We start from the raw sequence: 22,426 nt of genomic DNA, 5'->3' as shown, positions 1-22,426 counted from the left end.
ATCCGGCAAAACGGACTGACCCCGAACAACATGCAGCGCGATCTCCTCATCGATATCAGCCGCCTGATCTGGCGGACCTGGACCGGACGACTGCCCACCGGGATCGACCGGGTGTGCCTGGCCTATGTCGACCGGTTCGCCGACCGGGCGCAGGCCGTGGTCCAGCGCGGCAACCTGCGCCAGATCCTCACGCCCGCATTATCGGACGCGATCTTCCACCTCATCCGCGAGGGCGGCCCGCAATTCCGCAGCCGCGCGCCCAGGCTGGCGATGCGCGCAGTGGTCGCCCAGCGCGGCGGGCAGCTCGGCCAGGACCGGCTGTATCTCAACGTCGGCCATACCGGGCTGGACGCGACCGGCCTCATCGCTTGGGCAGCGCGGGCACAGGTGCGGCCGGTCTATCTGATCCATGACCTGATCCCCCTCACCCATCCCGAATTCTGCCGGATCGGCGAGGATGTTCGTCATCATCGCCGCATGGCCAATGCGCTGGCGAGCGCGAGCGGGATCATCGGCAACTCCCAGGCGACGCTCGACGAGTTTGCCGCCTTCGCCGCCGCCGAGGGCAAGCCCTGCCCGCCGATGCTGCCGGCGCTGCTTGGCGGCCATCCGCTGCCGTCCGACGCGGCGCCGATCGCGCTCGACCGGCCCTATTTCGTCACGCTGGGAACGATCGAGGGGCGCAAGAACCACGTCCTGCTGCTCCAGCTGTGGCGCCGTCTGATCGAGCATAATGCCGCCGCCTGCCCCAAGCTGGTCATCATCGGCCAGCGCGGCTGGGAAGCGCAGACCGCGCTTGCGATGCTCGATCGGCTGCCGCTGCTGCGGGGCCATGTGGAGGTGATCGAAGACTGCGGCGATACCGCGCTCGCCGGCTATCTGCGCGGCGCCCGCGCGCTGCTGATGCCGAGTTTCGCGGAAGGCTATGGCCTGCCGGTGGTGGAGGCGCTCGGCGTCGGCACGCCGGTGGTGGCGAGCGACCTGCCGGTGTTCCGTGAACTGGCGGGCGACCTGCCGATCTATTGCGACCCGTTGGACGGTGCGAGCTGGATCGCGGCGATCGCGCACCATTTGCAGGAAGGCGAAATCCGCGCGCAGCAGCTTGCCCGCGTGCGCGGCTACACCATGCCCAGCTGGGAGTCGCATTTCGCCGCCGTCGAGCCTTGGCTCGCGACCCTCTGACGCAGGAAGGTCCAGGGGGTTCTGTTGCCCGGCCCCCCTGGCGGCCGCTGGAGTCCACTTCTGTTGCCCGGTGTGGCCCGACCGCGCATTTCAGAATAACCTTAGGCCGTTAGGCCGTGGGGTTACGCCGCAATAGCGAGTGCTTCGTTATCGTTGGCACTTGTGTAATGGGCCGTTGCGGTGGTCCCATTCCGAGCGAAGACAGCGCTTTTCAATACACGTCGATCCTGGTTCGGCCCCGTCAGAAACGGTGTCCAGATACACCACCCTTTATGGTGGAGCCGCCGGGTACTGCCCCCGGGTCCGCTGCATCTATTATACGCCATTGTTTATCGCCATAGCCGGGCGAACCCGGCAACGACTCATATAGGCGCTTTGCGCTTAATGAAAAGGTCAGGTTGCACGGTTTATCGCCTTCACACCGCCCCATTCGGTTGGCATGGAGAATGCATCATGTTGACGCAGCGTTCCCGCTACGCGCTCCGCGCAATGCTCTTCCTCGCAGAACAGCCGATCGCCGGCGCGCCCGTGCCGATGAACCGCATCGCCGCCGAGGCGAACGTACCCCGCAAATTCCTCGAGCTGATCCTCGCCGATCTGCGCGAGGCGAGCTTCCTTGTCTCCACTCGCGGCAAGATGGGCGGCTATCGCCTGGCGCGGCCCGCGCACCTGATCTCGCTGGGCGAGATCATCCGGGTGATCGAGGGGCCGCTGGCGCTGGTCCCCTGCGTCAGCCGCACCGCCTATCGTCCGTGCAACGACTGCAAGGACGAGGCCGCCTGCGCGATCCGCCGGGCGATGGCCCGGGTGCGCGACGAAACCGCCCGCATCCTAGACGGCACCAGCCTCGCCGATGCCGCCGCGGAGGAACTGGCGGCGGCCTAGGCCGCCCCGTTGCGCTTCTTCAGCTCGTCGCGGATCTCGCGCAGCAACACCACGTCGGCGGGATCTGGCGCGGGCGGGGTGACGCCGCTGGCCTTGTCGCGCTCGGCGGCGGCCAGCACCTTGTTCACCGTGCGCACCAGCAGGAAGACGATGAAGGCCAGGATCAGGAAGTTGATCACCACGGTGATGAACTGGCCGAAGCCGATCAGCGGCACGCCGGCGGCCTTGAGCGCGGCATAGTTGGATGGCGAGCCGGTATAGCTGGCCGGAATCGCGCCGAGCCGCAGGAAATAGCCGGAAAAGTCCACCCCGCCGAAGATCCAGCCGACCAGCGGCATGATCATGTCGTCGGTCAGCGACTTGGTGATGGTCCCGAACGCTGCGCCGATGATCACGCCCACCGCGAGATCGAGCACGTTGCCACGTGCGATGAACGACCTGAATTCCTTCAACATTCTCGACCTCTCCCGTAGCGGATGCGGCGCAACCTTGCCCAAGTCGCGTACGCAGGCCAACCCCCGGCGTCCGATTTCGCTTCCTCCCGCTGGTGTAGGCATCGTATAAGACACCCCGTTGATGGGATTTGGAGGTTGCTTCCCCATGAAGTTTCGTACCGCACTCGTGCCGATCGCAGCCCTGTCGCTCTCGGCCTGCGGGCTCAACAGCGTGCCGACCGCCGAGGAGAATGCCAAGGCGAAGTGGGCGGACGTGCAGGCGCAGTATCAGCGCCGCGCCGATCTGGTGCCCAACCTCGTCGCGACGGTGAAGGGCGCCGCCGCTTCCGAGGGCAAGATCCTGAACGACGTGATCAGTGCCCGCGCCAAGGCAACGTCGATCCAGGTCACCGCAAACGACCTGACCGACGCGAACAAGGTCCAGCAGTTCCAGCAGGCGCAGCAGCAGCTGGGCGGCTCGCTCTCGCGCCTGCTCGCGAGCGTGGAGGCCTATCCGGACCTCAAGAGCCAGGCCAACTTCACCACGCTGATGAGCCAGCTGGAAGGCACCGAGAACCGGATCACCATCTCGATCCGCGATTACAACCAGGCGGTGCAGGACTATAACACCCGCATCCGCACCTTCCCCGACGCGGTCGGCGCCAAGATTTTCTACGGCGCAAAGCCGATGACCCCGTTCCAGGCCAAGGCCGGCGCGGACGTGGCGCCGACGGTCAACTTCGGGAACGGCAACTGATCCACGGGGCGCTCCTTGCGAGCGCCGTGCTGTTGCACGGCTGCGGCGCCATCACGCCGGCGCCGCCGGTGGCGCGCGCGGCCGATGCAGGACCGGAACTCCCGGCCCGGACCGGGCACGTCGTCGACGAAGCGGACGTGCTGACCGCCGAGCAGGCACAGGCATTGTCCCACAGGCTCGCCGAGGCGGAAGCCAGGACCCACCACCAGGTCGTGGTGGTCACCGTCTGCGGCTTCGATGGCGAGACCATCGGCGGATATAGCCGCTGGCTCGCCAATGCCTGGGGTATCGGACGCAAGTTTTATAACGACGGCGTGGTGATCCTCGTCGCGCCGGTCCAGCGGCAAGTGCGGATCGAGGTCGGCTTCGGCCTCGAGAAAGCGCTCACCGACGCAGAAGCGGTCATGATCCTCTATCGCGACGTCATTCCCCGATTCCGTGCCGGGGACTGGAACGGCGGCATCGATGCCGCCGTCACCTCCATTCTTCGTGAGATCAGCTGATGATCCTGTTGCGTTTGCTTCTGGCCCTGCTCGTCCTGACGCCGTTGCCGGCGCTGGCCGACCCGACCTTCCCCAAGCTTACCGGTCGCGTGGTCGACGACGCGCATCTGCTTTCGCCCGAGCAGGTGGCGCAGCTCACCCAGCTCTCGACGGAGGTCGAGCAGGCTTCCAGCCGCCAGCTGGTGGTCGCGACGATTCCGGACCTGCAAGGCTATGACATCGCCGACTATGGCTATCAGCTCGGCCGCGCTTGGGGGATCGGGCAAAAGGGGGCGAACAACGGCATCATCCTGATCGTCGCGCCGGCAGACAGGAAAGTGCGGATCGAGGTCGGCTATGGTCTCGAACCCATCATGACCGACGCATTGTCGAACCAGATCATCAGCCAGGTCATCGTGCCGAAGTTCAAGGCCGGCGACATGGCGGGCGGCATCGTCGCTGGCGCGCAAGCCATTGCCGAGCAGATGAAGCAGCCGCTCGAGGCTGCCGAGCAGAAGGCCAAGGCCGCGCAGGATGCGGCGACCAAATCGTCCGCGCGCAAGCGGCAGGGCGGCGGACTGCCGATCGGGCTGCTGTTCTGGTTCGTCATCCTCGTCGTGATCCTGGTGCCGATGCTCGCGCGCTTCGGCGGGCGGCGGCGGCCGGGACCGTGGGACGGCCAAGCCTATCGCGGGCGGGACAACGATAGCGGGGTACTGCCGATCGTGCTCTGGACCATCGCCAACGAAATCGGGCGGGCGGCGAGCCACCGCGACGACGACGACCATGGCGGCTGGGGCGGTGGCGGCGGCTGGGGCGGCGGTGGCGGTGGTGGGGGCGGCTTCTCCGGCGGCGGCGGGTCGTTCGGCGGCGGCGGGGCTTCGGGGAGCTGGTGAGGATGCGATTGACCGATCAGGACCGCGCGCGCGTCGCGGACGCCGTGGCGCAGGCGGAGTCTGGCACCAGCGGCGAAATCGTCACGGTGCTCGCTCGGCGCTCGGACGACTATGCCGATGTCGCGCTCCACTGGGCGGTGCTCGCCATGCTGCTGGTGCTGGCGCTGCTCGCCTGGCAGCCCTGGCCGATCGAATGGCTCCACACCCGACTGATCGATCCGTGGGCGCAGACCGTGCCGGCGCACTGGTATCTCACCGCCGCGCTGGTGGTGACCGCGCTCACCTTCCTGGTCGTGCGGGTGGTGCTCGCCAAGGATGCGCTCAGGATCGCGCTCGCGCCGGGATCGACCAAGACGCGCCGGGTCCATGCCCGCGCGCTCGCGCTGTTCCGCACCGCGGCCGAGAAGCGCACGACGGGCTCGACCGGCGTGCTGCTCTACCTCAGCCTTGCCGAGCACCGCGCCGAGATCCTCGCCGATTCGGCGATCCATTCGCGAGTCACGCCGGAGGTATGGGGCGCGGCGATGGCGGCATTGCTCGCCGAAGTGAAGGAAGGTCGCCCGGCCGAGGGCATGGCGGCCGCGGTCGCCCAGATCGGCATCGTCCTCGCCGAGCATTTCCCGCGCGCGGCGGACGACGTGAACGAGCTTCCCGATCGGCTGATCGAGCTCTAAGGGCCTCCCCATGACCGACGAACCGATCGAGACCCCCTGGGCGGGCAAGTGGATCACCGTGTTCCGCCAGGGCAAATGGGAATATGTCGGGCGCACCGGCGGCATCCGCGCCGTGGTGATCGTCGCGATCGACGAGCAGGACCGGGTGATTCTGGTCGAGCAGTACCGCGTGCCGCTCGGCCGCCGCTGCATCGAGCTGCCGGCGGGCCTCGTCGGCGATACCGAGGAAGGCGACACGACCGAGGCAGCCGCCCGGCGCGAGCTGGAGGAAGAAGCGGGCTATGCCTGCGCGCGCGTCGAGGAACTCGGCGAGTATTTCGCTTCGCCGGGCATGGTCAGCGAGAGCTTCACGCTCGTTCGCGTCCACGGCCTCACCTGCATCGGCGAAGGCGGCGGCGTGGACGGCGAGGACATCAAGGTCCACCATGTGCCGATGGCTGAGCTGCCGGCGTTCATCGCCGATTGCCGCGCGCAGGGCATGGCCGTCGACGTGAAGATGCTGCTGGTGCTCAGCGGCGCGCTGCTCGGGCGCGCCGGCTAAGCCCTGCGATCAGCGGAAATTGTCGGCGTAGGCCTGCAGCTTGAGCTTGCGCTGCGGCGCCGGCACGACGTGATAGGCATAGCCTTCGCGCTCGGCATACTCCTTCGCTGCGTCCAGCGTCGGGAAGGAAATGCGGACCTGGTTTGCGGTCTCGCCGCCGCCGGCCCAGCCGGTCAGCGGATCGGGCCGCTGGGGGGTGTGCGGCTCGAACTCGAGGACCCAGTTGTCGGTCCGGGCGCGGCCGGACTGCATCGCGTTCTTGACGCGCTGATAGATGCGAGCGGACTTCATGGGGCCACCCTTTAGCGCGCCCCGCGCGCCCTTGCATCAGCGTTTTTCGTCCGTAGCGTTGCGGAGGCCGCGGCGGGATCGTCCGGCCAGGGATGACGGGGATAGCGGCCGCGCATTTCCTTGGCGACCGCCGCCCAGCTGCCCTTCCAGAAACCCGGCAGGTCGCGCGTCGTCTGGATAGGGCGGCCTGCGGGCGAGGTGAGGCTGAGCACCAGCGGCACATTGCCGCCGATCATCGGATGCTCGGCGAGGCCGAACAGCGCCTGGACGCGCACCTCCACGGTGGGGCCGGCCTCGGCGGCATAGTCGATCGGATGGGACGAGCCCGCAGGCGTCTCGAAGCGCGCAGGGGCGAGGCGATCGAGCGTCTTCTGCCCGTCCCAACCGAGCAGGTTCTGCAGCGCCTGGGTGAGCGATTCGGGCGGGACCGCATCGAGGCGGCGCTTGCCCGCCAATGCGGCGGGGAGCCAGTCGTCGAGCGTGGCGAGCAGCGCTTCGTCGGTCAGCGCTTCCATGCCCGCATAGGCGCCGCGGGTGCGAAGCGCCTGCGCGGTATCGGACCAGGGGAGCAGGTGAAGACCATGCGCGCGAACGCCCTCCAGCAGCGCCGATTCGATCTCTGCCGGGGTTGCTGCCGAGTCGCTGCCGCCCGACAGCCGCACGGCGCCGAGCCGGCGTTCGCGCAGTGCCTCGATTCGGCCGGTGGCGGGATCGAAGGTCACGGTGCGGCGCGTCTCGATACGATCGGCGAACAGCGATTCGACCGTGGCCGCGTCGATCGACGCGGCGGAAAGGATCCGCGCGCCGGCAGCCATGCCCTGCGTCTCCGCCACGGCGAGCCAGTCGGCGCGGGCGAGCGGCGAAGTCGGGTCCAGCTTGAAGCCGCGGCCGCCCACCGAGGCCCAGGTCTCGCCGGAGCCGTCGCGCCGCTTCGCCACGCGATCGGGGAAGGCGAGCGCGACGCAGAGGGCGACCTCTTCTCCTTGCGCTCCCCCTCCCGCGCGCGGGAGGGGGTCGGGGGGTGGGCCCCCGGCCTTCGCGCGCGGCGCACTTCACGGATAGCGGGGGGCCCCCCCCCCCCCCCCCCCCCCCCGGGGGGGGGGGGGGGGGGGGGGGGGGGCCCCCCCGGCCTTCGCGCGCGGCGCACTTCACGGATAGCGGGGGCCCACCCCCCGTCCCCCTCCCGCAAGCGGGAGGGGGAGGAGGATTCGCGATGACCAACCCCTTCGATCTCACCGGCCGGGTGGCCGTCGTCACCGGCGCGAATACCGGCATCGGGCAGGCGATCGCCGTCGCGCTGGCGGCGGCGGGCGCGGATGTCGCCTGTGTCGGCCGCACGCCTGCCGAGGAAACGGCGGCCAAGATCGCCGCACTCGGTCGACGGGCGGAGATCGTCTCCGCCGACCTGTCGACGATTGCCCCGGTCGAGGAGGTGGTCGACGAGACGCTCGCGCGGCTCGGGCGGCTGGATATCCTGGTCAATAACGCCGGCATCATCCGCCGCGCCGACGCCGTCGACTTCACCGAGGCGGATTGGGACGCGGTGATCGACACCAATCTCAAATCGGTGTTCTTCCTCAGCCAGGCGGCCGGGCGGCACATGATCGCGCAAGGGAAGGGACGGATCATCAACATCGCGTCGATGCTCACCTTCCAGGGCGGCATCCGGGTACCGAGCTATACCGCGTCCAAGGCGGGGGTAGGCGGTCTCACCAAGCTGCTGGCCAATGAATGGGCGCCGCACGGGGTGACGGTCAACGCGATCGCGCCGGGCTATATCGCCACCAACAACACCGCCGCGCTGCAGGCGGACGAGACCCGCAACGCCGCGATCCTCGACCGGATACCCGCGGGGCGCTGGGGGGCGCCGGAGGATCTGGCCGGTGCTGCGGTGTTCCTTGCCTCCGATGCGGCGGCCTATGTGCAGGGGCATATCCTCGCGGTCGACGGCGGATGGCTCGCGCGGTGAGCCAGGGCTGGACGCGGCGCGGGGCGCTCGGGGCGGGGGCGGCGCTGGTCGCCGCGACGGCTGCGCGGGCGGCCCCGGACAGCGTGGTCCGCACCGCGGCGGGGGACTTCATCGGCACCCGCTCCGGCGGCGTGCGGACGTTTCGCGGCATTCGATACGGCACGGCTCCGCGCTTTCGCGCGCCGGGTGCCTTCGTGGCACCGGGGCAGACCTTCGCCGCCGACCGCTTCGGTCCGGTCTGCCCGCAGCGCGGCCCCTATGGCCCGCAGGACGAGGACTGTCTCTACCTCAACATCTGGACCACCGACGCGGACAGCCGGGCGCGCAAGCCGGTGATGCTGTACATCCATGGCGGCGCCTATTCGAACGGCAGCGTCACCGATCCGCTCAACGACGGCGCGGCGCTCGCCGCACGGGGCGACGTGGTGGTGGTCACCGTCAACCACCGGCTCAACGCGCTCGGCTATCTCTATCTTGCGCGGTTCGACCCGCGCTTCGCCGATAGCGGCAATGCCGGGCAGCTGGACCTGATCCTGGCGCTGCAATGGGTGCGCGCCAATATTGCCGCGTTCGGCGGGGATCCGCAGCGCGTGATGGTGTTCGGCCAGTCCGGCGGCGGGGCCAAGATCGCGACGATGCTGGGCATGCCGGCCGCGCAGGGCCTGTTCCACCGTGCCGCGACGATGAGCGGCCAGCAGGTGACCGCCTCGGGCCCGCTCAACGCCACGGCGCGGGCGCGCGCCTATCTCGCGGCGCTGAAGCTCTCGGAGCGCGATCTTTCCCCGCTGCTCGAGCTGCCGGTGGCGCGGCTCGTGGAAGCGCTGGACACCACGGACCCGATCCTGGGCGGCGGCCTGTATTTCGGGCCGGTGCTCGACATGAAGTGGCTCACGCGCCACCCGTTCTGGCCGGACGCCAATCCGCTGGGCAACGCGATCCCGATGCTCCTCGGCAATGTCCGCGACGAGACCAGGGCGTTCCTTTCTCCCGATTCGGAGAAGGTGCGCGGGCTCGACTGGGACAATCTCGCGGCGCGGATGGCGCCCGAGCTCAAGATCGACATTCTGCCCGAATGGGTGGTGGCGCAATATCGCGCGCATTTCCCCGACTGGTCGCCCACCGAGATCTTCTATGCCGCCACCACCGCGGGCCGCAGCTGGCGCGGCCAGGTGATCGAGGCCGAGGCGCGGGCCGCTGCAGGTGCGCCCACCTTCGTATATCAGGTGGACTTCACCTCGCGGACCGACCCGCGGCGGGGCGCCTTCCACACCATGGACATCCCGCTGGTGTTCGGGACCCTCGCCGCGAAGGGATCGCAGACCGGCACGGCCGCTGATGCGCGCGCCGCGAGCGCGGCGATGCAGGACCGCTTCCTCGCCTTCGCCCGGACCGGGGACCCCAATCCTGCGGGCACGCCGCGCTGGCCGCGCTACGACCTCGCGACCCGTGCGACGATGGTGTTCGACGCGCAGAGCCATGTCGAGAACGATCCGCGTCGCTGGCAGCGCGAGCTGTTCGCGCGCGTCCCCTATATCCAGCCCGGTACCTGACCGGCGATCCTGGGCAGGAACGATCGAACGGCGGACCCATCGTGGCCTCGTGACCGCGGTGCGATCCGTCCTGTCTGCAACGCAGCAAACCAAAGACAAAAAAGACCCCATTCACGCCGAGAAACGCCTGTTGACACCGGTTACCATCGCGCGCAGAAAAGGCGTGGGGACAGCGGGCGGAGACCCGTGGACCCCGGGGAGGATCGAACAGACGCGCGGACATCGCGTGCAAGGGCCCTTCCCACGGATTGGACGATGGTAGCGCGCAGAAACGCGCCGCCGCTTTCAGAACGGACCGTCCTGCGGGACGAAGGGAGAGAGAGATGGCTGAGGGGTTCTCGGTGCCGGGACAGGCACGCATGCGGCACTTGCGGGGCGTTTCGGCGGGCGCGCTGATCCTGGCGCTGGCTGCGCCGATGGCGGCCGCGGCGCAGGTGTCACCGGATGGCCCGCAGACGGCGCCGTCGACCGACATCGATGCCGGACAGGCCCAAAATCAGGAAATCATCGTCACCGGCTTTCGTCGCTCGCTCGACGCGGCGCTCAACGTGAAGCGCGACTCGGTGGCGGCGGTCGATGCGATCGTCGCGGAAGACATCGCCAAGTTCCCGGACCAGAATCTGGCGGAGTCGCTGCAGCGCATCCCGGGCATCTCGATCCAGCGCGATGCGGGCGAGGGCCGGGCGATCACCGTGCGCGGTCTCGGCGCGCAGTTCACCCGGGTTCGGGTCAACGGCATGGAGACGGTGGCGACCTCGACCGACGGCGCCAGCGCGAACCGCGATCGCGCGTTCGATTTCAACGTGTTCGCGTCCGAGCTGTTCACCTCGATCGTCGTCCACAAGACGGCGGAGGCCTCGCTGGACGAGGGCTCGCTGGGCGCGGTGGTCGACCTCAACACCGGCAACCCGCTGGCCGGCAAGACCGGCTTCACTGCGGTCGGATCAGCACAGGCCAGCTACAATGATCTCTCCAAGAACGTGCGGCCGCGCCTGGCGGGTCTGCTCTCCTGGAAGAACGAGGCCGGCACTTTCGGCGCCTCGGTTTCGGCGGCGTACAGCAAGACCAACAATCTCGAGCTGGGCAACAACACGGTGCGCTGGGCGCAGGCGCGCTTCGACTCGGTGAACGGCACGCCCTGCTTCTACAACAGCGCCACCGGCACGACGCCCGTACGCAACAGCGGCGGCACCTATCGTTCCAGCGCGGCATGCAACCAGGCGGCGCTCGCCTTCCACCCGCGCATCCCGCGCTATGGCGAGGTGCGGCACGATCGCGAGCGGCTGGGCATCACCGGCAGCGTCCAGTTCGCGCCCAGCGACCGCACCAAAATCTCGATCGACGGCCTCTATTCGCGCTTCAAGGAGACGCGCGAGGAAAAATGGGGCGAGGTGCTGCTGCGCTCCAACGAGCGCTCGATCGACCTGCTGAACCCGACCTATGACACCAAGGGCAACATGGTGTCGGCGACGCTCAACGATGCCTGGGTCCGCACCGAGCATTATCTGCGCAAATCGCAGACCGAATTCTATCAGATCGGCGGCAGCTGGGACCAGGACGTTACCGACAAGCTCCGCTTCACCCTGCTCGGCGGCATTTCCAAATCGGATGCGAACATCCCGGTCGAGACGACCTTCGTCTTCGACAACCGTACCGCGCAGAACTACAGCTACGACTATACCAACATGTGGCAGCCGAAGCTGACCTTCGGCACCAGCGTGACCGATCCGGCGAACTTCCAGCTCGCCGAGATCCGCGATCGGCCTTCCAACGTCACCAACAAGTTCCGCACGGCGCAGTTGCGCACCGAGTGGGACGTGACCGACGGCTTCCAGGTCAAGGCGGGCGGGGTCTATCGCCGCTTCTCCTTCGACTCGGTCGCCTATACCCGCGACGCCGTGGTCTGCCCGACCAGCACGGCAGCCGCGCGCGACGCGGTGCTGGGCAACGTGACCTGCTCGGCATCGAGCCAGGTCTTCGCGCCGGGTGCGGTCTATGGCTATCCGGCGGCAGGGCTGGGCGAGACGTTCAATCTCGGCAATGCCGGCCAGCCTGCGGGCACGACCACCAGCTTCCTGATCCCCAATATCGACGCGTCGGCGAAATATACCGGCCTCTACAACCGTCCGCTGGCGATCGACGCGGGCAACATCCGCAACGTCGTCGAGGCGGTGAAGGGCGGCTATCTCGAGTTTGACGTGAAGGGCGACCTGTTCGGCCTGCGCTACGCCGCCAATGCCGGCATGCGCTATGTCCGCACCGACCAGACCTCCACCGGCCTGAACAACGGCGTGGCGGTGACGGTAAAGCGCAACTATGACGACTGGCTGCCGGCGCTCAACGTCGCGCTGTTCCCGACCGAGAAGGTGATCCTGCGCGGCGCCGTCTCGAAGGTGATGACACGTCCGACGCTGGGCAATCTGACCCCCGGCGGCTCTGTCGACGGGTTCAACTACCGGATCAGCTTCGGCAACCCGCAGCTCGAGCCGTTCCGCGCGACCTCCTATGATATTGCCGCCGAATGGTATTTCGCGCCGCAATCGATCTTCTCGGTCGCGCTGTTCAAGAAGAACGTAGAGAGCTTCCCCGTGTCGGTGACCACCTCCGGCACCTATGCGTCGACCGGCCTGCCGCTTTCGATCATCCCGCCGAGCTCGCCCGCGGCGTCGAACCCGGAGGGGCAGATCTGGCAGATCAGCACGATCACCAACGGCACCGGTGCGTCGCTGAAGGGCATGGAAGTCTCGTTCCAGACCGCCTTCCGCTTCCTGCCGGGGTTCCTCAAGAATTTCGGCGTGATCGCCAACGCGACCTTCATCGATTCGGATGCTGCCTATACCCAGAGTGGCCCGGCGGTCGCACCGGGAGGCGCGCTGGTCGCAGTGACGCGCACCGAGACGCTCTATGGGCTGTCGAAGCGCGCCTATAACGGTACGCTCTATTACGAGGACCAGAAGTTCAGCGCGCGCGGTTCGGTGAGCTATCGCGGGCCGTATATCGATGGCGGCTCCGGCACCGGCAACATCTTCGAGGGCTATAATTCCTCGCTCAACGTCGATGCCTCGATCCGCTACAAGATCACGCCGAACGTCGAGGTATCGCTCGAAGGCACCAACCTCACCGACGACTATCGCGATCGCTACACCGATCTCGATGCCAATCGGAACTATGAATATAATCACTTCGGCCGCACGTTCCTGATTGGCGCGCGCCTCAAGATGTGAGCGGCGCGAAGGGGAGGGCCGGGATGCCGGGAATCGACCGCAGAAGCGCCTTGTTCGGAACGCTTGCCCTCGGCATCGGCGGGGTCGCGGCGGGGCAGACCGCGCCGCCCGCGGTTCCCGGCAGGCAGGTTCCGGGTCAGGCCGATCCGCGCGAGACGATCGAACTTTGGCCGGACGGTGCGCCGGGGATGCCCGGCACGCCGCTCGTGGAAACCGTCGACGAGCGGAGCAAGGACCCGCGGCTTGCCGACCGCGCCGTCCATGGGATCAACCGTCCCAGGCTCGTCGTGTTCCGGCCGGAACGCCCCAACGGGACCGCGGTACTGCTCTTCCCCGGCGGCGGCTATCGCTGGGTGGTGGTCGACAAGGAAGGCTATGAGATGGGCCGCTGGCTGGCGGCGCGCGGCTTTACCGCCTTCGTGCTGTTCTACCGGCTGCCGGGCGAGGGATGGGCCGCGGGGCCGGACGTTGCGCTCTCCGATGCGCAGCGGGCGATGCGGATCCTGCGGTCGCGCGCGGTGCACTATGGCATCCGGCCGGACAGGGTGGTCGCGATGGGCTTCTCGGCGGGCGGTCACCTCTGCGCCGATCTCGCGACCCGCTTCGATGCCCCGACCTATGCCGCGGTGGATGCGGCGGACCGTCTCTCTGCCCGCCCGGACGGCGCCGCGCTGCTCTATGCGGTCCAGTCGATGACGCTGCCGACGGCACATCCCGGGTCGCGGACGCAGCTGCTGGGCGCGCAGGCTAGCCCGGCGCTGGAACGCGCCCACACGCCTGCACGGAACGTCACGGCACGGACGCCGCCCTGCTTCCTGCTCCACGCCGAAGACGATTCGAGCGTGCCGGTGGAAAACACGCTGGAGATGCGCGCGGCGCTGCGGGCGGCAGGCGTGGTAGCGGAAACGCATCTCTTCCCGGAGGGCGGGCACGGCTTCGGCCTTCGGCTGGCGGCCGGCAAGCCCGTCGCCGCATGGCCCGACCTGTTTCGCCGCTGGGCCGAGGCGCGGGGGCTCGCGTGATGCGGATCGGCCGACGGCATCTCCTGGCGGGCGCGGTGGCCGGGGCAGGGGCGCCGGCACTCGCCGGGTCGGGGGCGCGGCGGGCGCCAGAGGTCGCCTGGGCCCGCGGTTTCGACGACCAGCGGAAGCCCGATCTCGGCGACGGGCGCTTCCTCAACCCGCTGCTCGCCGGCGATCATCCCGATCCCGCCATCCTGAAGGACGGCGCCGACTATTACATGACCTTCTCCAGCTTCGACAGCTATCCGGGGCTGACGATCTGGCACAGCCGCGATCTCGTGAACTGGCAGCCGCGCCGGGCTGCGCTGACCCGCAACATCGGCTCGGTGTGGGCGGTCAGTCTCGAGAAACATGGCGGCCGCTATTTCCTGTACGTGCCGGTGAAGGCATCGCCCAACACGATCTATGTGCTCTGGGCGGACCATATCGACGGTCCCTGGAGCGACCCGATCGACCTCGGGCTGCACGCGCATATCGATCCGTGCCACGCGGTCGGCGAGGATGGATCGCGCTGGCTCTTCCTCTCCGGCGGCGACCGCGTGCGGCTGGCGGCGGATGGGCTGTCGGTCGCCGGCCCGGTCGAGCATGTCTATGATCCCTGGCGCTATCCCGAGGATTGGGACGTCGAGAGCTTCTCGCCCGAAGGGCCGAAGATCGTGCGGCGGGGCGGCTGGTTCTACATGATCACGGCGGTGGGCGGCACCGCGGGACCGCCCACGGGACATATGGTGATCGTCGCCCGATCCCGATCGATCCATGGGCCGTGGGAGAATGATCCGGGCAACCCGGTCGTGCGCACGCAGGACGAAAGCGAGCGCTGGTGGTGCCGGGGCCATGCCAGCCTGGTCGAGGCGCCGGACGGATCCTGGTGGTCGGTGTATCACGGCTATGAGAACGGCTTCTGGACGCTCGGGCGGCAGGCGCTGCTCGATCCAGTTCGCTGGACTGCCGACGGGTGGTTCCGCATGACCGGCGGCGACCTTTCCGCACCCATCGCCAAGCCCCGCGGCGGCAGCGCCGTGCCGCATGTTCAGCCGCTTTCCGACCGGTTCGAAGCCTTGGACCTGGGAAGGAAGTGGAACTTCTTCCGGCCGGAGCCCGATGAAGCCGGGCGTGTGCATGTCGCCGGCGGCGTGCTCGAACTCGCCGCTCGCGGCACCGCACCGCATAATTCCTCGCCGTTGCTGCTCACTGCCGGGGACCAGGCGTACCAGTTCGAATGCACGATCGAGATCGACGGCGGCGCCACTGCGGGCCTGGTACTGTTCTATGACGACCGGCTCTATTGCGGGCTGGGCTTCGACGCGGAGCGTTTCGTGACGCATCAATATGGGGCGGAGCGCGGTCGTCCGCCCAATCCGCATGGCCGCGCCTTGCGAATGCGCGTGGTGAACCGCCGGCACATCGTGTCGCTCTGGACGCGCGATGACAAAGGGCAGCGCTGGCGGCGCTTCGATCGCGGCATGGAGGTATCCGGCTATCACCACAATGTGCGCGGCGGCTTCCTGATGCTGCGCCCGGGACTCTACTGCGCCGGCTCGGGACGCGCACGCTTCCGGGACTTCCGCTTTCAGGCGCTTCTCGACGTGCCGGAACGTCAGACCCCATTCGAAGGCTAGAGCGTTTTCACCTTGGGCGAAGACGCTCTAGATTTTCGATTGCCGCATTTTCCGAGTCGTTGACCGTAAACGGTCAACTTGAAGAGGCTCTATTCTTCCACGATCGCCCTTCCTCAGCCTTGCGCAGCGACGGCCTTCGGCAGGCTTGTGATGGGGCCAACGTGATGTGGCGGAAGCAGGTTTCCGCACGTTCGGATTGCAGCTGGATCCGGCCTGGGTCAGCGGCAGCGCGCTGCCCGTCCGGGCCGATCACGGCCAGGCGCGCGCCTCGGGGACGGGTACGCCGTGGACGACATGCACCGCAGCTGCCGGTCCAGCCCTGCATGATCTCGAACGCGACGGACGGCGGCAGCGGTGGGCATGGCGGCATCTGCTCCGGCGGCGCAGTGCTGATACCGTCAGGGGCCGCGGTTTCCAATGGATCGACCCGACTTTCGATGCCTACCATATCATCAAAAATGACGAAAATCTGACGATTTCGACGTTCTTGTATGTCTGCGGGAAGGGGTTGCAGGAATCGAACGGATTGGAATACGCATCTTAACGCAAGTACTTACCGCACCGCAGCGAAAGTGGAGCCCCAGGAGTCGGGCCCCACTCCCCTTTTCGTGAATCGGGTTCGAAGCACAAACGCGATCTGCTTGGGCAATTACCAACGTCGGAGATGTCCCACGATCGTTCGGCGGCTCCCGACCAGATTGCGTAGTTCGCTAGCTCGCCGCTAAACGACGGGTTCTGCCAGAACCCGTCCCATGGTCGGCACGAGACCTTCTCGGCGCAGCGATGCTCCGATCATTATCAGCTCGGTCCGAAGGGGGGCGCTCAGGCATGCTTCCTCGCGAAGCCCGCCGCGGTCGTTCGCTCGCTTCGTTCGACTTGGCGGACGCTTTTCTCCTGAAGAAGCAACTCGCAGGTTGCGGTTCGGACGCGGCATGGGTCGAGAAGTTGAGGCGTTGCTGGATGGCCTGCTATCTCGCCACAGCGCCCATGCGACTGCGCCTAGAAACCAACCGTGACCGCAACCTGATCAAGCGACGGGACGCGACCCTGATATTCCGGCCGGGCCAACCGACCTTGGGCGGGCCGGTTCAGTCGCACCTTACTACAAGGAGCCTCGACGCTATCGAGCGCACGTTTCGCCACCGCAAGGTCTGGCGACGCCGAACGAACCGTCGCCACCTTCCTCGCCAGAATTCACCTCCACGCCAGTGTCATATGGTTTGTCAGTCACAGCCCCGGGTCGAGGCTCGATGCTTGTTAGCGCTTGGATATCACATCGATCATTGCGGCAAGGAGTTCGCCGGTCGCTCCGGCCGCTTCCCATGCGTAGATGGACAGTAGAAGTGGCGCTTCCGCGGAGAAAATGGCGCTGGTGCGAACGGCATGTGCACCCGTCGTGCTGATCGGCAAAACCGATACGCCCAGTCCGGCCTCGATCGCAGACAGGACGCTGGCCAGGCTGTTGCCGGTAAATGCGATGTACCAATTCCGCCGCTCGCGCTCGATCCGGTCGATCATGAGGTCGCGGTATAATCCGCCGGGTGGAAACGTCACGAGCGGGATGGGATCCGGCCAGTCACGGAAAACGTCGCGGGCTTCGAACCATGCAAGAGGTTCGGAAAAGCTGGCGCGGGCGTCTCCATCGGCGACCGCTTCCTTGACGATGGCGATGTCGAATTCGCCGGCACGGAACCGTCGCGTCAGATCGCGGCTGAGGCCTGTCGTCACATCGAGCCGGATTTCGCGATGCCGTTCGGCAAAGCGAGCGAACTGACGGCTCATGGACATTGTCACGACGTCGTCGGGCACCCCGATGCGGATCGTGATCGTACCTGATGGATCGGCCAGCAACGTCTCCGCCTCGTTCTGCAAGGCGAGCAACCGCCGTGCATAGCCCAGCAATCGCTCGCCGGAAGCAGTCGGCGAAATGGGCCTCGCCGACCGATCGATCAGCGATTGACCGACCGCCGCTTCCAGGCGGCCTAGTTGCTGGCTGACCGTGGACTGGGTGGAATGGAGACGATCGGCTGCGGTGGTGAAGCTCGCGGCGTCGGCGATCGCAACGAAAGTGCGGAGCAATCTCGGGTCCAACATGGCGGCATTCTATTCCTGAATGTCCGTTATGCAAATATCTCATTCGTAAATGTCGAGCCACCCGTCCATTAGGAAATCTCGTCAATCCTAGGATCGCCAATATGCGTACCGCTGTCGCACCCCGCCTGTTCCGAAATGCCGTGCTCAAAGATGGCCAGATCGGCGATCTGGCGGTATCGGATGGTCGCTTCGTCGAGCCGGCGTCCCTGGCGGCCGATGCGGCTGTCATTGAGCTGTCAGGGCTTCTGGTTCTACCGGCGTTCGTCGATGGCCATATCCATCTCGACAAAAGCTTCGTCGGTGGTGACTGGTGCCCGCATCGCCCAGCCGCGAGTCTCGGCGAGCGCCTGAACATCGAGAAGCAGATGCTGGCAGAGGCATTGCCGATCACCGATCGTGCGGAGGCGCTGCTGGCGCAGGCACATGGCTTCGGCACGATCGCGATGCGCAGCCATGTCGGCATCGATGCCTCGCTCGGTCTCGATACCCTTCACGCAGTGATGGCGGCGTGCGAACCCTGGAAGGACCGGATCCACGTCGAGATCGTCGCGTTCCCCCAAGCCGGAATCCTCGCTTCGCCCGGGACCGCGGATCTCCTAGATGCCGCCCTTCGCGAAGGCGCGGACGTCGTTGGCGGTTTGGATCCGTCGGCATTCGACGGAGATGCTGACGCGCATCTAGTCGTGGTGTTCGGTCTGGCGGAACGCCACGGCGTGAAGATCGACATCCACCTCCACGAACCCGGCCCGCAGGGGATAGTGCAACTGCACCGTATCGCTGCATGGACGACCGCAATCGGGATGCAGGGCAAGGTCGTCGTGAGCCACGCCTACGCGCTCGGAGATGTCGCACCCGACCAAGCCGCCCGCACCGCCGATATCCTGGCGGCAGCCGGCATTGCGATCATGACCAATGCGCCCGGCAACCGCGCATTCCCGCCGATCAAAATGTTGCGTGCTGCAGGCGTGCGGGTGTTTGCCGGCAACGACAATGTCCGCGACGCGTGGTGGCCGTATGGCGATGCCGACATGTTAGGCCGTGCGATGATGATCGGATACCGTTCGGGCTTCTTCAGCGACGAAGACCTTGGCACGGCGTTGGACATGGCCACGACGCACGCCGCATCGGTTGTGGGTCTCGATCGCTACGGCATGGCCATCGGCGATGAAGCGACCTTCGTCATCGTCGATGCGGCAAACGCAGCGGCTGCAGTCGCCGCACCGCCGCGCGCGCGTCGCCTTGTCCAGCGTGGCGCGATCGTGCCGTCGACCCCAAGCCGACTGGAAGCCCTCTTTCCCCACTATCAAACGCAGCAAGGATATCGTCCATGAAAGCCATCGCTCTCGCGCTGTTGCTCGGCGCCATCGCTACCCCCTCCGCCGCTGCGGATATCTCTACCCATGTCCTCGATCTCGCCCGCGGCGTTGGTGGCAAGGCTGTGCCCGTAACTCTCTCGAAGCGCGGCGATGACGGCCGCTGGCAGAAGGTCGGCGCCGCAATTACCGATTCCGACGGTCGCGTTCGCAGCTTTGGGGGTTCCCAGTTGTTCGACGCCGGAATCTACCGGCTCCAGTTCGACATGTCGGGCTACCCCGATGCGTCAGCAAGCCCATTCTTTCCGGAGATTACGCTGACGTTCCGCGTAAGCGACAAGGCAGGGCACTATCATGTGCCTGTCGTCGTCAGTCCCTATGGCTATTCGACCTACCGGGGAAACTGAACATGGCTTGCATGCCTCGCCGGCTGAGCAGCGCTGATTGCGGCGAGTGCCGGAAATCCCCGCGCAGTGATTATCCGCGAAAGGTCTCACCGCTGTGCTGAGCCTCCTTCTTCTCCTGCCAGCGGCGTTCGCTGAACCAACGCTTGCGGTGCCGCTGGAGCGAAAGACCGTTTCGCTGGCGCTCGCCAACAGCCTCACGCAGGCCGCGCTCGCGTCTTGCCGCATGATAGGCCGGGAGGCCGTGGTGGCTGTGGTCGATCGCGGCGGGAATCTAGTCTCGCTCCAGCGCGGCGACGACATCGGTCCGCACAACACGCTCGCCGCCCAGCGCAAGGCGTTCACCGCCTTGTCGACCAAGGCGAACACGACAGTGCTGGCGGCGCGCGCCGCGACCGATCCGATGTCCCGTAACCTCCTCACAATGCCCGAACTGCTTTTGTTGGGCGGTGGCGTACCGATTGTCATTGATGGCGACGTGATCGGAGGTATCGGCGTCGCCGGTTCCGGCGGATCGGCCAATGACGAACGCTGCGCGACCGAGGCAATTGCGAGCGTGATGAGTAAATTGACGGCACCCTCATGACCAAACTGCAGAGTTGCGACCGGTCTGTGTATGGCGCGATCGCCAGCAACCCCAATTACAAATAAGCTAGCCTGCGCCATACACGAAAGTGCCGTGTCAATCTCGTCAATATTACCAGCCGCTGCATTCGGGTAACGCGCACGACCGGGGCGGCAATGATGAGATTGTAACGTTGCGCGGCCAACAGACTAATTTGCACACGATATGGGATTCAACGCTGATCGACGGCTAGCAGATGTCTTACGCGGAGTGGGCCGACTATCTGTTCGCCCGGGTCACGAGCAAGCAGGCGATCGCTTGGTCTGGCCCCGATCCCGAGGCATGGGTCGAAGAGGCAAGGGCGTTGCATCCGCGGGTCTACCCCAAGTCGAAGATCATCGATGGCGACTATCTTTACAATGCCCGGCCGCTGCTCCACGCGCAGATGACGAAATCCGGGCTGCATCTCGCGGCTTATCTGAACGATATGTTTGGACATTGTGGCGGATAAGGCGTTAGCGGTCGCTGGGCTGTCTCCAGGGCGCTCGGAATAGCTAGTCTATCCGAACCCGCCATTGAATGCCGGGTACCCGCACGGTGCCTTTGTCCCAAGAAAAGTCGATCAGGCTTCCGGCAGAAGTCGACCAGAATACGCCGTTCAAGACCCGTGCACGAGTGTCGGCTCTCGACCACATAGCTGACAACCCCATTCGATGCCGAAAGCGTAATCGGTCTTCAATAATTGACCTTATCCTGTGCGTCTTTCGCATCGTTGCGGCGGGTCGTCGGACGAGCCCGCTTGCAGGACAGAGTTGCCCTTGTCAGCCAATCATCAATCTGTTGGCCGTCGCCTGCGGACGCCAAATCGGTGCGGTGTCTGTCGGCGTTCATAATCCTTTTTCAAGCGTCAGAATTTGGCCCTCTGCCACCAGCCGTTGCCGCAACTGCGCATAGGGGACTGCCTGCACGGGCAGCTCGCCTTCGATCGCGAGATCTGCGGCAGCCGCCGCGGATTGACCCAAGATCATGAAGACCGGTTCCATTCGGATCGTGCCATAGGCGATGTGTGACGCCGACAGGGCGACAGGAACCAAGAGGTTATGGGCCTCCTTACGCTTCGGCACGATAGCGTCGTAGCTGATGGGATAGGCGTGGCCGACGGGCACCTCGATATTGCCCTCGTTGCGCACATGGCCCTGCGCGTCGACGATGCGCTGAGTGTTGTGCGAGTCCATCTGGTACGAGCCCATGCCGATCGGCCGCGGCGTGGGCTGGAGGCCGCGCACCTGCGGCTCCGCCATGACGAAGTCGGAAACCATCCGCCGCGCCTCGCGGACGTACATCTCCCGCGGCCAGCCGGCACTGGCAGTGAATTCGTCGCGGCACAGGCCCCAGCGCCCCATCTCCGCACGGGTCTCTGCCGGCACGTGCGGATCGTGCGCCATGAACCACAACAGGCCCTGCTGATACCGGACATGCTCGCCCGCGATCGCCTGGCGTTCGGCGTCGCTGCCCTGGGGATAGCGATAGTTCCTGCCGATATTGTCCGTGGAGAACGCGCCGAAATTGTTCACGTCCGCCTTGCCGTTCGGAATGCGATCGAACTTCTGGAAGAAGTTGCGATATCCCGCGTCCATGTAGCGCTGCAGCAGCGCATATTGGCTGGCGTCGTATCCCGCCGGCTTGGGCAGCGGCAGACGGTTGGACGCCACGTCGGTCAGGCACAATCGATAGGTATAGGCCTGGATCTTGGTATCGGCGCTGCCGTCAGGTGCAGGCTTCTCGGCGCTGATCCGCGGCAGCAGGCCGCTGCCGGGGTCCCCGGGTATTCTGTACGGGTCGATATCGAGCGTGAACTGATGGTTGGTCGTCTTGCCAAGCTGGACCCCGTTCAGCGTCTCGCCATAGGTGGCGTTCGCCTCGCGCCCCACGGCAAAAGATACCCCTGCGGCCGCCATCAGGTCGCCCTCGTAGCTTGCGTCGATGAACATGCGTCCGGCGAACCGTCGTCCCGCCTTCGACCGGAAGGCGACGAGCGTCGCGCCGCGCCGCTCGACCCCGTGGCGGCCGCGGTCGAGCGGCTGGCTTCGCTCGACGCGGACGCCGGCGCTGCGCACCCAATCCTCCAGGATGCGCTCGGCGACCTTGGGTTCGAACTGCCACATCGCGCCATCGTCGATGAAATTGTCGGCGCGTGCCGGTCGCGGCGCGTGGTTCCAGGCGCCCGGGTCGTCATAATGCCGCTTCACGCGCCGGTAGAATTCGAGCGCCAGCCCGCCGATCGCACGATGGTTGCCGGTATCGGACCAGCTAAGACCATTGGTGGTCATCCCGCCGAGATAGGCGTCCCGGCAGACCAGCGTGACGCTACGCCCCAGGCGCCGGCCCTCGATCGCGGCCATCACGCCCCCGGCGGTGCAGCCATAGATGACGATGTCGGCGGGGGGCGGGGCCTGCCGCGCCATGGCCGGAGCAGACGCGGCGAGCAGCGCCGCCGAAGCGAGGAGAACTGATCGCATGCCGG

General features: G+C 66.6%; 22 protein-coding genes, 1 other RNA gene and 1 pseudogene. 18 read left to right on the top strand and 6 right to left on the bottom strand.

The genetic code is table 11. From position 1 onward, the window contains the following. Window positions 1-30: 30 nt before the first annotated feature. Entirely contained in the window at window positions 31-1,182 is a 1,152-nt protein-coding gene (locus ABIC65_RS05830) for a glycosyltransferase family 4 protein (protein WP_354307394.1), read from the top strand. Between the two features lie 49 nt (window positions 1,183-1,231). Here the strand turns inward: ABIC65_RS05830 and ssrA are convergent. Continuing rightward, window positions 1,232-1,577, bottom strand: a transfer-messenger RNA (tmRNA) gene (ssrA, locus tag ABIC65_RS05825). Between the two features lie 58 nt (window positions 1,578-1,635). Between ssrA and ABIC65_RS05820 the strand changes: the two genes are divergently transcribed. Further along, on the top strand, window positions 1,636-2,067 hold the full coding sequence (locus tag ABIC65_RS05820) for an RrF2 family transcriptional regulator (protein WP_066721336.1): 432 nt from the start codon (window positions 1,636-1,638) through the stop codon (window positions 2,065-2,067). Here ABIC65_RS05820 and mscL read toward each other — a convergent pair. After that, on the bottom strand, window positions 2,064-2,522 hold the full coding sequence (gene mscL, locus ABIC65_RS05815) for a large conductance mechanosensitive channel protein MscL (RefSeq protein ID WP_354307392.1): 459 nt from the start codon (window positions 2,520-2,522) through the stop codon (window positions 2,064-2,066). The two genes, ABIC65_RS05820 and mscL, sit on opposite strands and share 4 nt — an antisense overlap. A 145-nt stretch (window positions 2,523-2,667) precedes the next feature. On the opposite strand from mscL, the gene ABIC65_RS05810 reads away from it, so the two are divergent. Genes ABIC65_RS05810 through ABIC65_RS05790 form a run of 5 tightly spaced genes read left to right on the top strand, consistent with a single transcriptional unit; the run spans window position 2,668 to window position 5,851 of the window. After that, the gene (locus ABIC65_RS05810) at window positions 2,668-3,258 is read left to right on the top strand and encodes a LemA family protein (RefSeq protein ID WP_141987642.1); all 591 of its coding nucleotides are present in this window, start codon (window positions 2,668-2,670) and stop codon (window positions 3,256-3,258) included. A gap of 26 nt (window positions 3,259-3,284) precedes the next feature. After that, window positions 3,285-3,761, top strand: a complete 477-nt coding sequence (locus ABIC65_RS05805) for a TPM domain-containing protein (RefSeq protein ID WP_354307390.1) — start codon at window positions 3,285-3,287, stop codon at window positions 3,759-3,761. Next, complete coding sequence (locus ABIC65_RS05800; RefSeq protein WP_354307388.1) at window positions 3,761-4,636, top strand: TPM domain-containing protein; 876 nt, start codon at window positions 3,761-3,763, stop codon at window positions 4,634-4,636. The genes ABIC65_RS05805 and ABIC65_RS05800 overlap by 1 nt, the downstream gene beginning before the upstream one ends. Before the next feature lie 2 nt (window positions 4,637-4,638). Further along, window positions 4,639-5,310: a TPM domain-containing protein gene (locus tag ABIC65_RS05795; protein WP_354307387.1), complete on the top strand. Its 672-nt coding sequence runs from the start codon at window positions 4,639-4,641 to the stop codon at window positions 5,308-5,310. A 10-nt stretch (window positions 5,311-5,320) separates the two neighbouring features. Beyond that, a complete protein-coding gene (locus ABIC65_RS05790; RefSeq protein ID WP_354307385.1) occupies window positions 5,321-5,851 on the top strand; it encodes an NUDIX hydrolase in 531 nt (176 codons plus the stop codon). 9 nt (window positions 5,852-5,860) lie between these two features. Here ABIC65_RS05790 and ABIC65_RS05785 read toward each other — a convergent pair whose 3' ends face one another. Then, window positions 5,861-6,142, bottom strand: coding sequence for an ETC complex I subunit (locus tag ABIC65_RS05785; protein ID WP_354307383.1), 282 nt, complete (start codon window positions 6,140-6,142; stop codon window positions 5,861-5,863). Between the two features lie 11 nt (window positions 6,143-6,153). Beyond that, window positions 6,154-7,155 (bottom strand): annotated as a pseudogene (locus ABIC65_RS05780) (ATP-dependent helicase C-terminal domain-containing protein); the annotation flags it as partial. A gap of 200 nt (window positions 7,156-7,355) precedes the next feature. Here ABIC65_RS05780 and kduD point away from each other — a divergent pair. The 6 genes from kduD (at window position 7,356) to ABIC65_RS05750 (ending at window position 16,070) form a co-directional block, all read left to right on the top strand. Continuing rightward, window positions 7,356-8,111: a 2-dehydro-3-deoxy-D-gluconate 5-dehydrogenase KduD gene (kduD, locus tag ABIC65_RS05775; RefSeq protein ID WP_354307381.1), complete on the top strand. Its 756-nt coding sequence runs from the start codon at window positions 7,356-7,358 to the stop codon at window positions 8,109-8,111. Beyond that, window positions 8,108-9,661, top strand: coding sequence for a carboxylesterase/lipase family protein (locus tag ABIC65_RS05770; protein WP_436286702.1), 1,554 nt, complete (start codon window positions 8,108-8,110; stop codon window positions 9,659-9,661). Before kduD ends, ABIC65_RS05770 begins: the two co-directional genes overlap by 4 nt. 323 nt (window positions 9,662-9,984) lie before the next feature. Beyond that, the gene (locus tag ABIC65_RS05765; protein ID WP_354307378.1) at window positions 9,985-12,885 is read left to right on the top strand and encodes a TonB-dependent receptor; all 2,901 of its coding nucleotides are present in this window, start codon (window positions 9,985-9,987) and stop codon (window positions 12,883-12,885) included. A gap of 23 nt (window positions 12,886-12,908) precedes the next feature. Further along, complete coding sequence (locus ABIC65_RS05760) at window positions 12,909-13,907, top strand: alpha/beta hydrolase (protein WP_354307377.1); 999 nt, start codon at window positions 12,909-12,911, stop codon at window positions 13,905-13,907. After that, a complete protein-coding gene (locus ABIC65_RS05755; RefSeq protein WP_354307375.1) occupies window positions 13,907-15,526 on the top strand; it encodes a family 43 glycosylhydrolase in 1,620 nt (539 codons plus the stop codon). The genes ABIC65_RS05760 and ABIC65_RS05755 overlap by 1 nt, the downstream gene beginning before the upstream one ends. 166 nt (window positions 15,527-15,692) lie before the next feature. Next, a complete protein-coding gene (locus ABIC65_RS05750) occupies window positions 15,693-16,070 on the top strand; it encodes a hypothetical protein (RefSeq protein ID WP_354307374.1) in 378 nt (125 codons plus the stop codon). A gap of 713 nt (window positions 16,071-16,783) precedes the next feature. On the opposite strand, the gene ABIC65_RS05745 is transcribed toward ABIC65_RS05750, so the two are convergent. Next, window positions 16,784-17,620, bottom strand: coding sequence for a LysR family transcriptional regulator (locus ABIC65_RS05745; RefSeq protein WP_354307372.1), 837 nt, complete (start codon window positions 17,618-17,620; stop codon window positions 16,784-16,786). A 101-nt stretch (window positions 17,621-17,721) separates the two neighbouring features. On the opposite strand from ABIC65_RS05745, the gene ABIC65_RS05740 reads away from it, so the two are divergent. From ABIC65_RS05740 to ABIC65_RS05720, 5 genes are all read left to right on the top strand, one after another. Beyond that, window positions 17,722-18,951, top strand: coding sequence for an amidohydrolase family protein (locus ABIC65_RS05740; RefSeq protein ID WP_354307370.1), 1,230 nt, complete (start codon window positions 17,722-17,724; stop codon window positions 18,949-18,951). Beyond that, window positions 18,948-19,340, top strand: a complete 393-nt coding sequence (gene uraH / locus ABIC65_RS05735; RefSeq protein WP_354307368.1) for a hydroxyisourate hydrolase — start codon at window positions 18,948-18,950, stop codon at window positions 19,338-19,340. Before ABIC65_RS05740 ends, uraH begins: the two co-directional genes overlap by 4 nt. A gap of 94 nt (window positions 19,341-19,434) precedes the next feature. Then, entirely contained in the window at window positions 19,435-19,923 is a 489-nt protein-coding gene (locus ABIC65_RS05730; protein ID WP_354307366.1) for a GlcG/HbpS family heme-binding protein, read from the top strand. Window positions 19,924-20,011: 88 nt separating this feature from the next. Further along, window positions 20,012-20,155, top strand: coding sequence for a S1/P1 nuclease (locus ABIC65_RS05725; RefSeq protein WP_354307365.1), 144 nt, complete (start codon window positions 20,012-20,014; stop codon window positions 20,153-20,155). 3 nt (window positions 20,156-20,158) lie between these two features. Next, window positions 20,159-20,413 (top strand): hypothetical protein, encoded by a 255-nt coding sequence (locus tag ABIC65_RS05720; RefSeq protein WP_354307364.1) that lies wholly within the window; start codon window positions 20,159-20,161, stop codon window positions 20,411-20,413. Between the two features lie 376 nt (window positions 20,414-20,789). Here ABIC65_RS05720 and ABIC65_RS05715 read toward each other — a convergent pair whose 3' ends face one another. Continuing rightward, the gene (locus ABIC65_RS05715) at window positions 20,790-22,421 is read right to left on the bottom strand and encodes an FAD-dependent oxidoreductase (protein WP_354307362.1); all 1,632 of its coding nucleotides are present in this window, start codon (window positions 22,419-22,421) and stop codon (window positions 20,790-20,792) included. Window positions 22,422-22,426 lie beyond the last annotated feature (5 nt).

Source organism: Sphingomonas trueperi, from assembly GCF_040545665.1.
GTDB lineage: Bacteria > Pseudomonadota > Alphaproteobacteria > Sphingomonadales > Sphingomonadaceae > Sphingomonas > Sphingomonas trueperi_B.
Note: the sequence above shows the minus strand (reverse complement) of the source record. Positions and strands in the feature narration are given on the sequence as shown.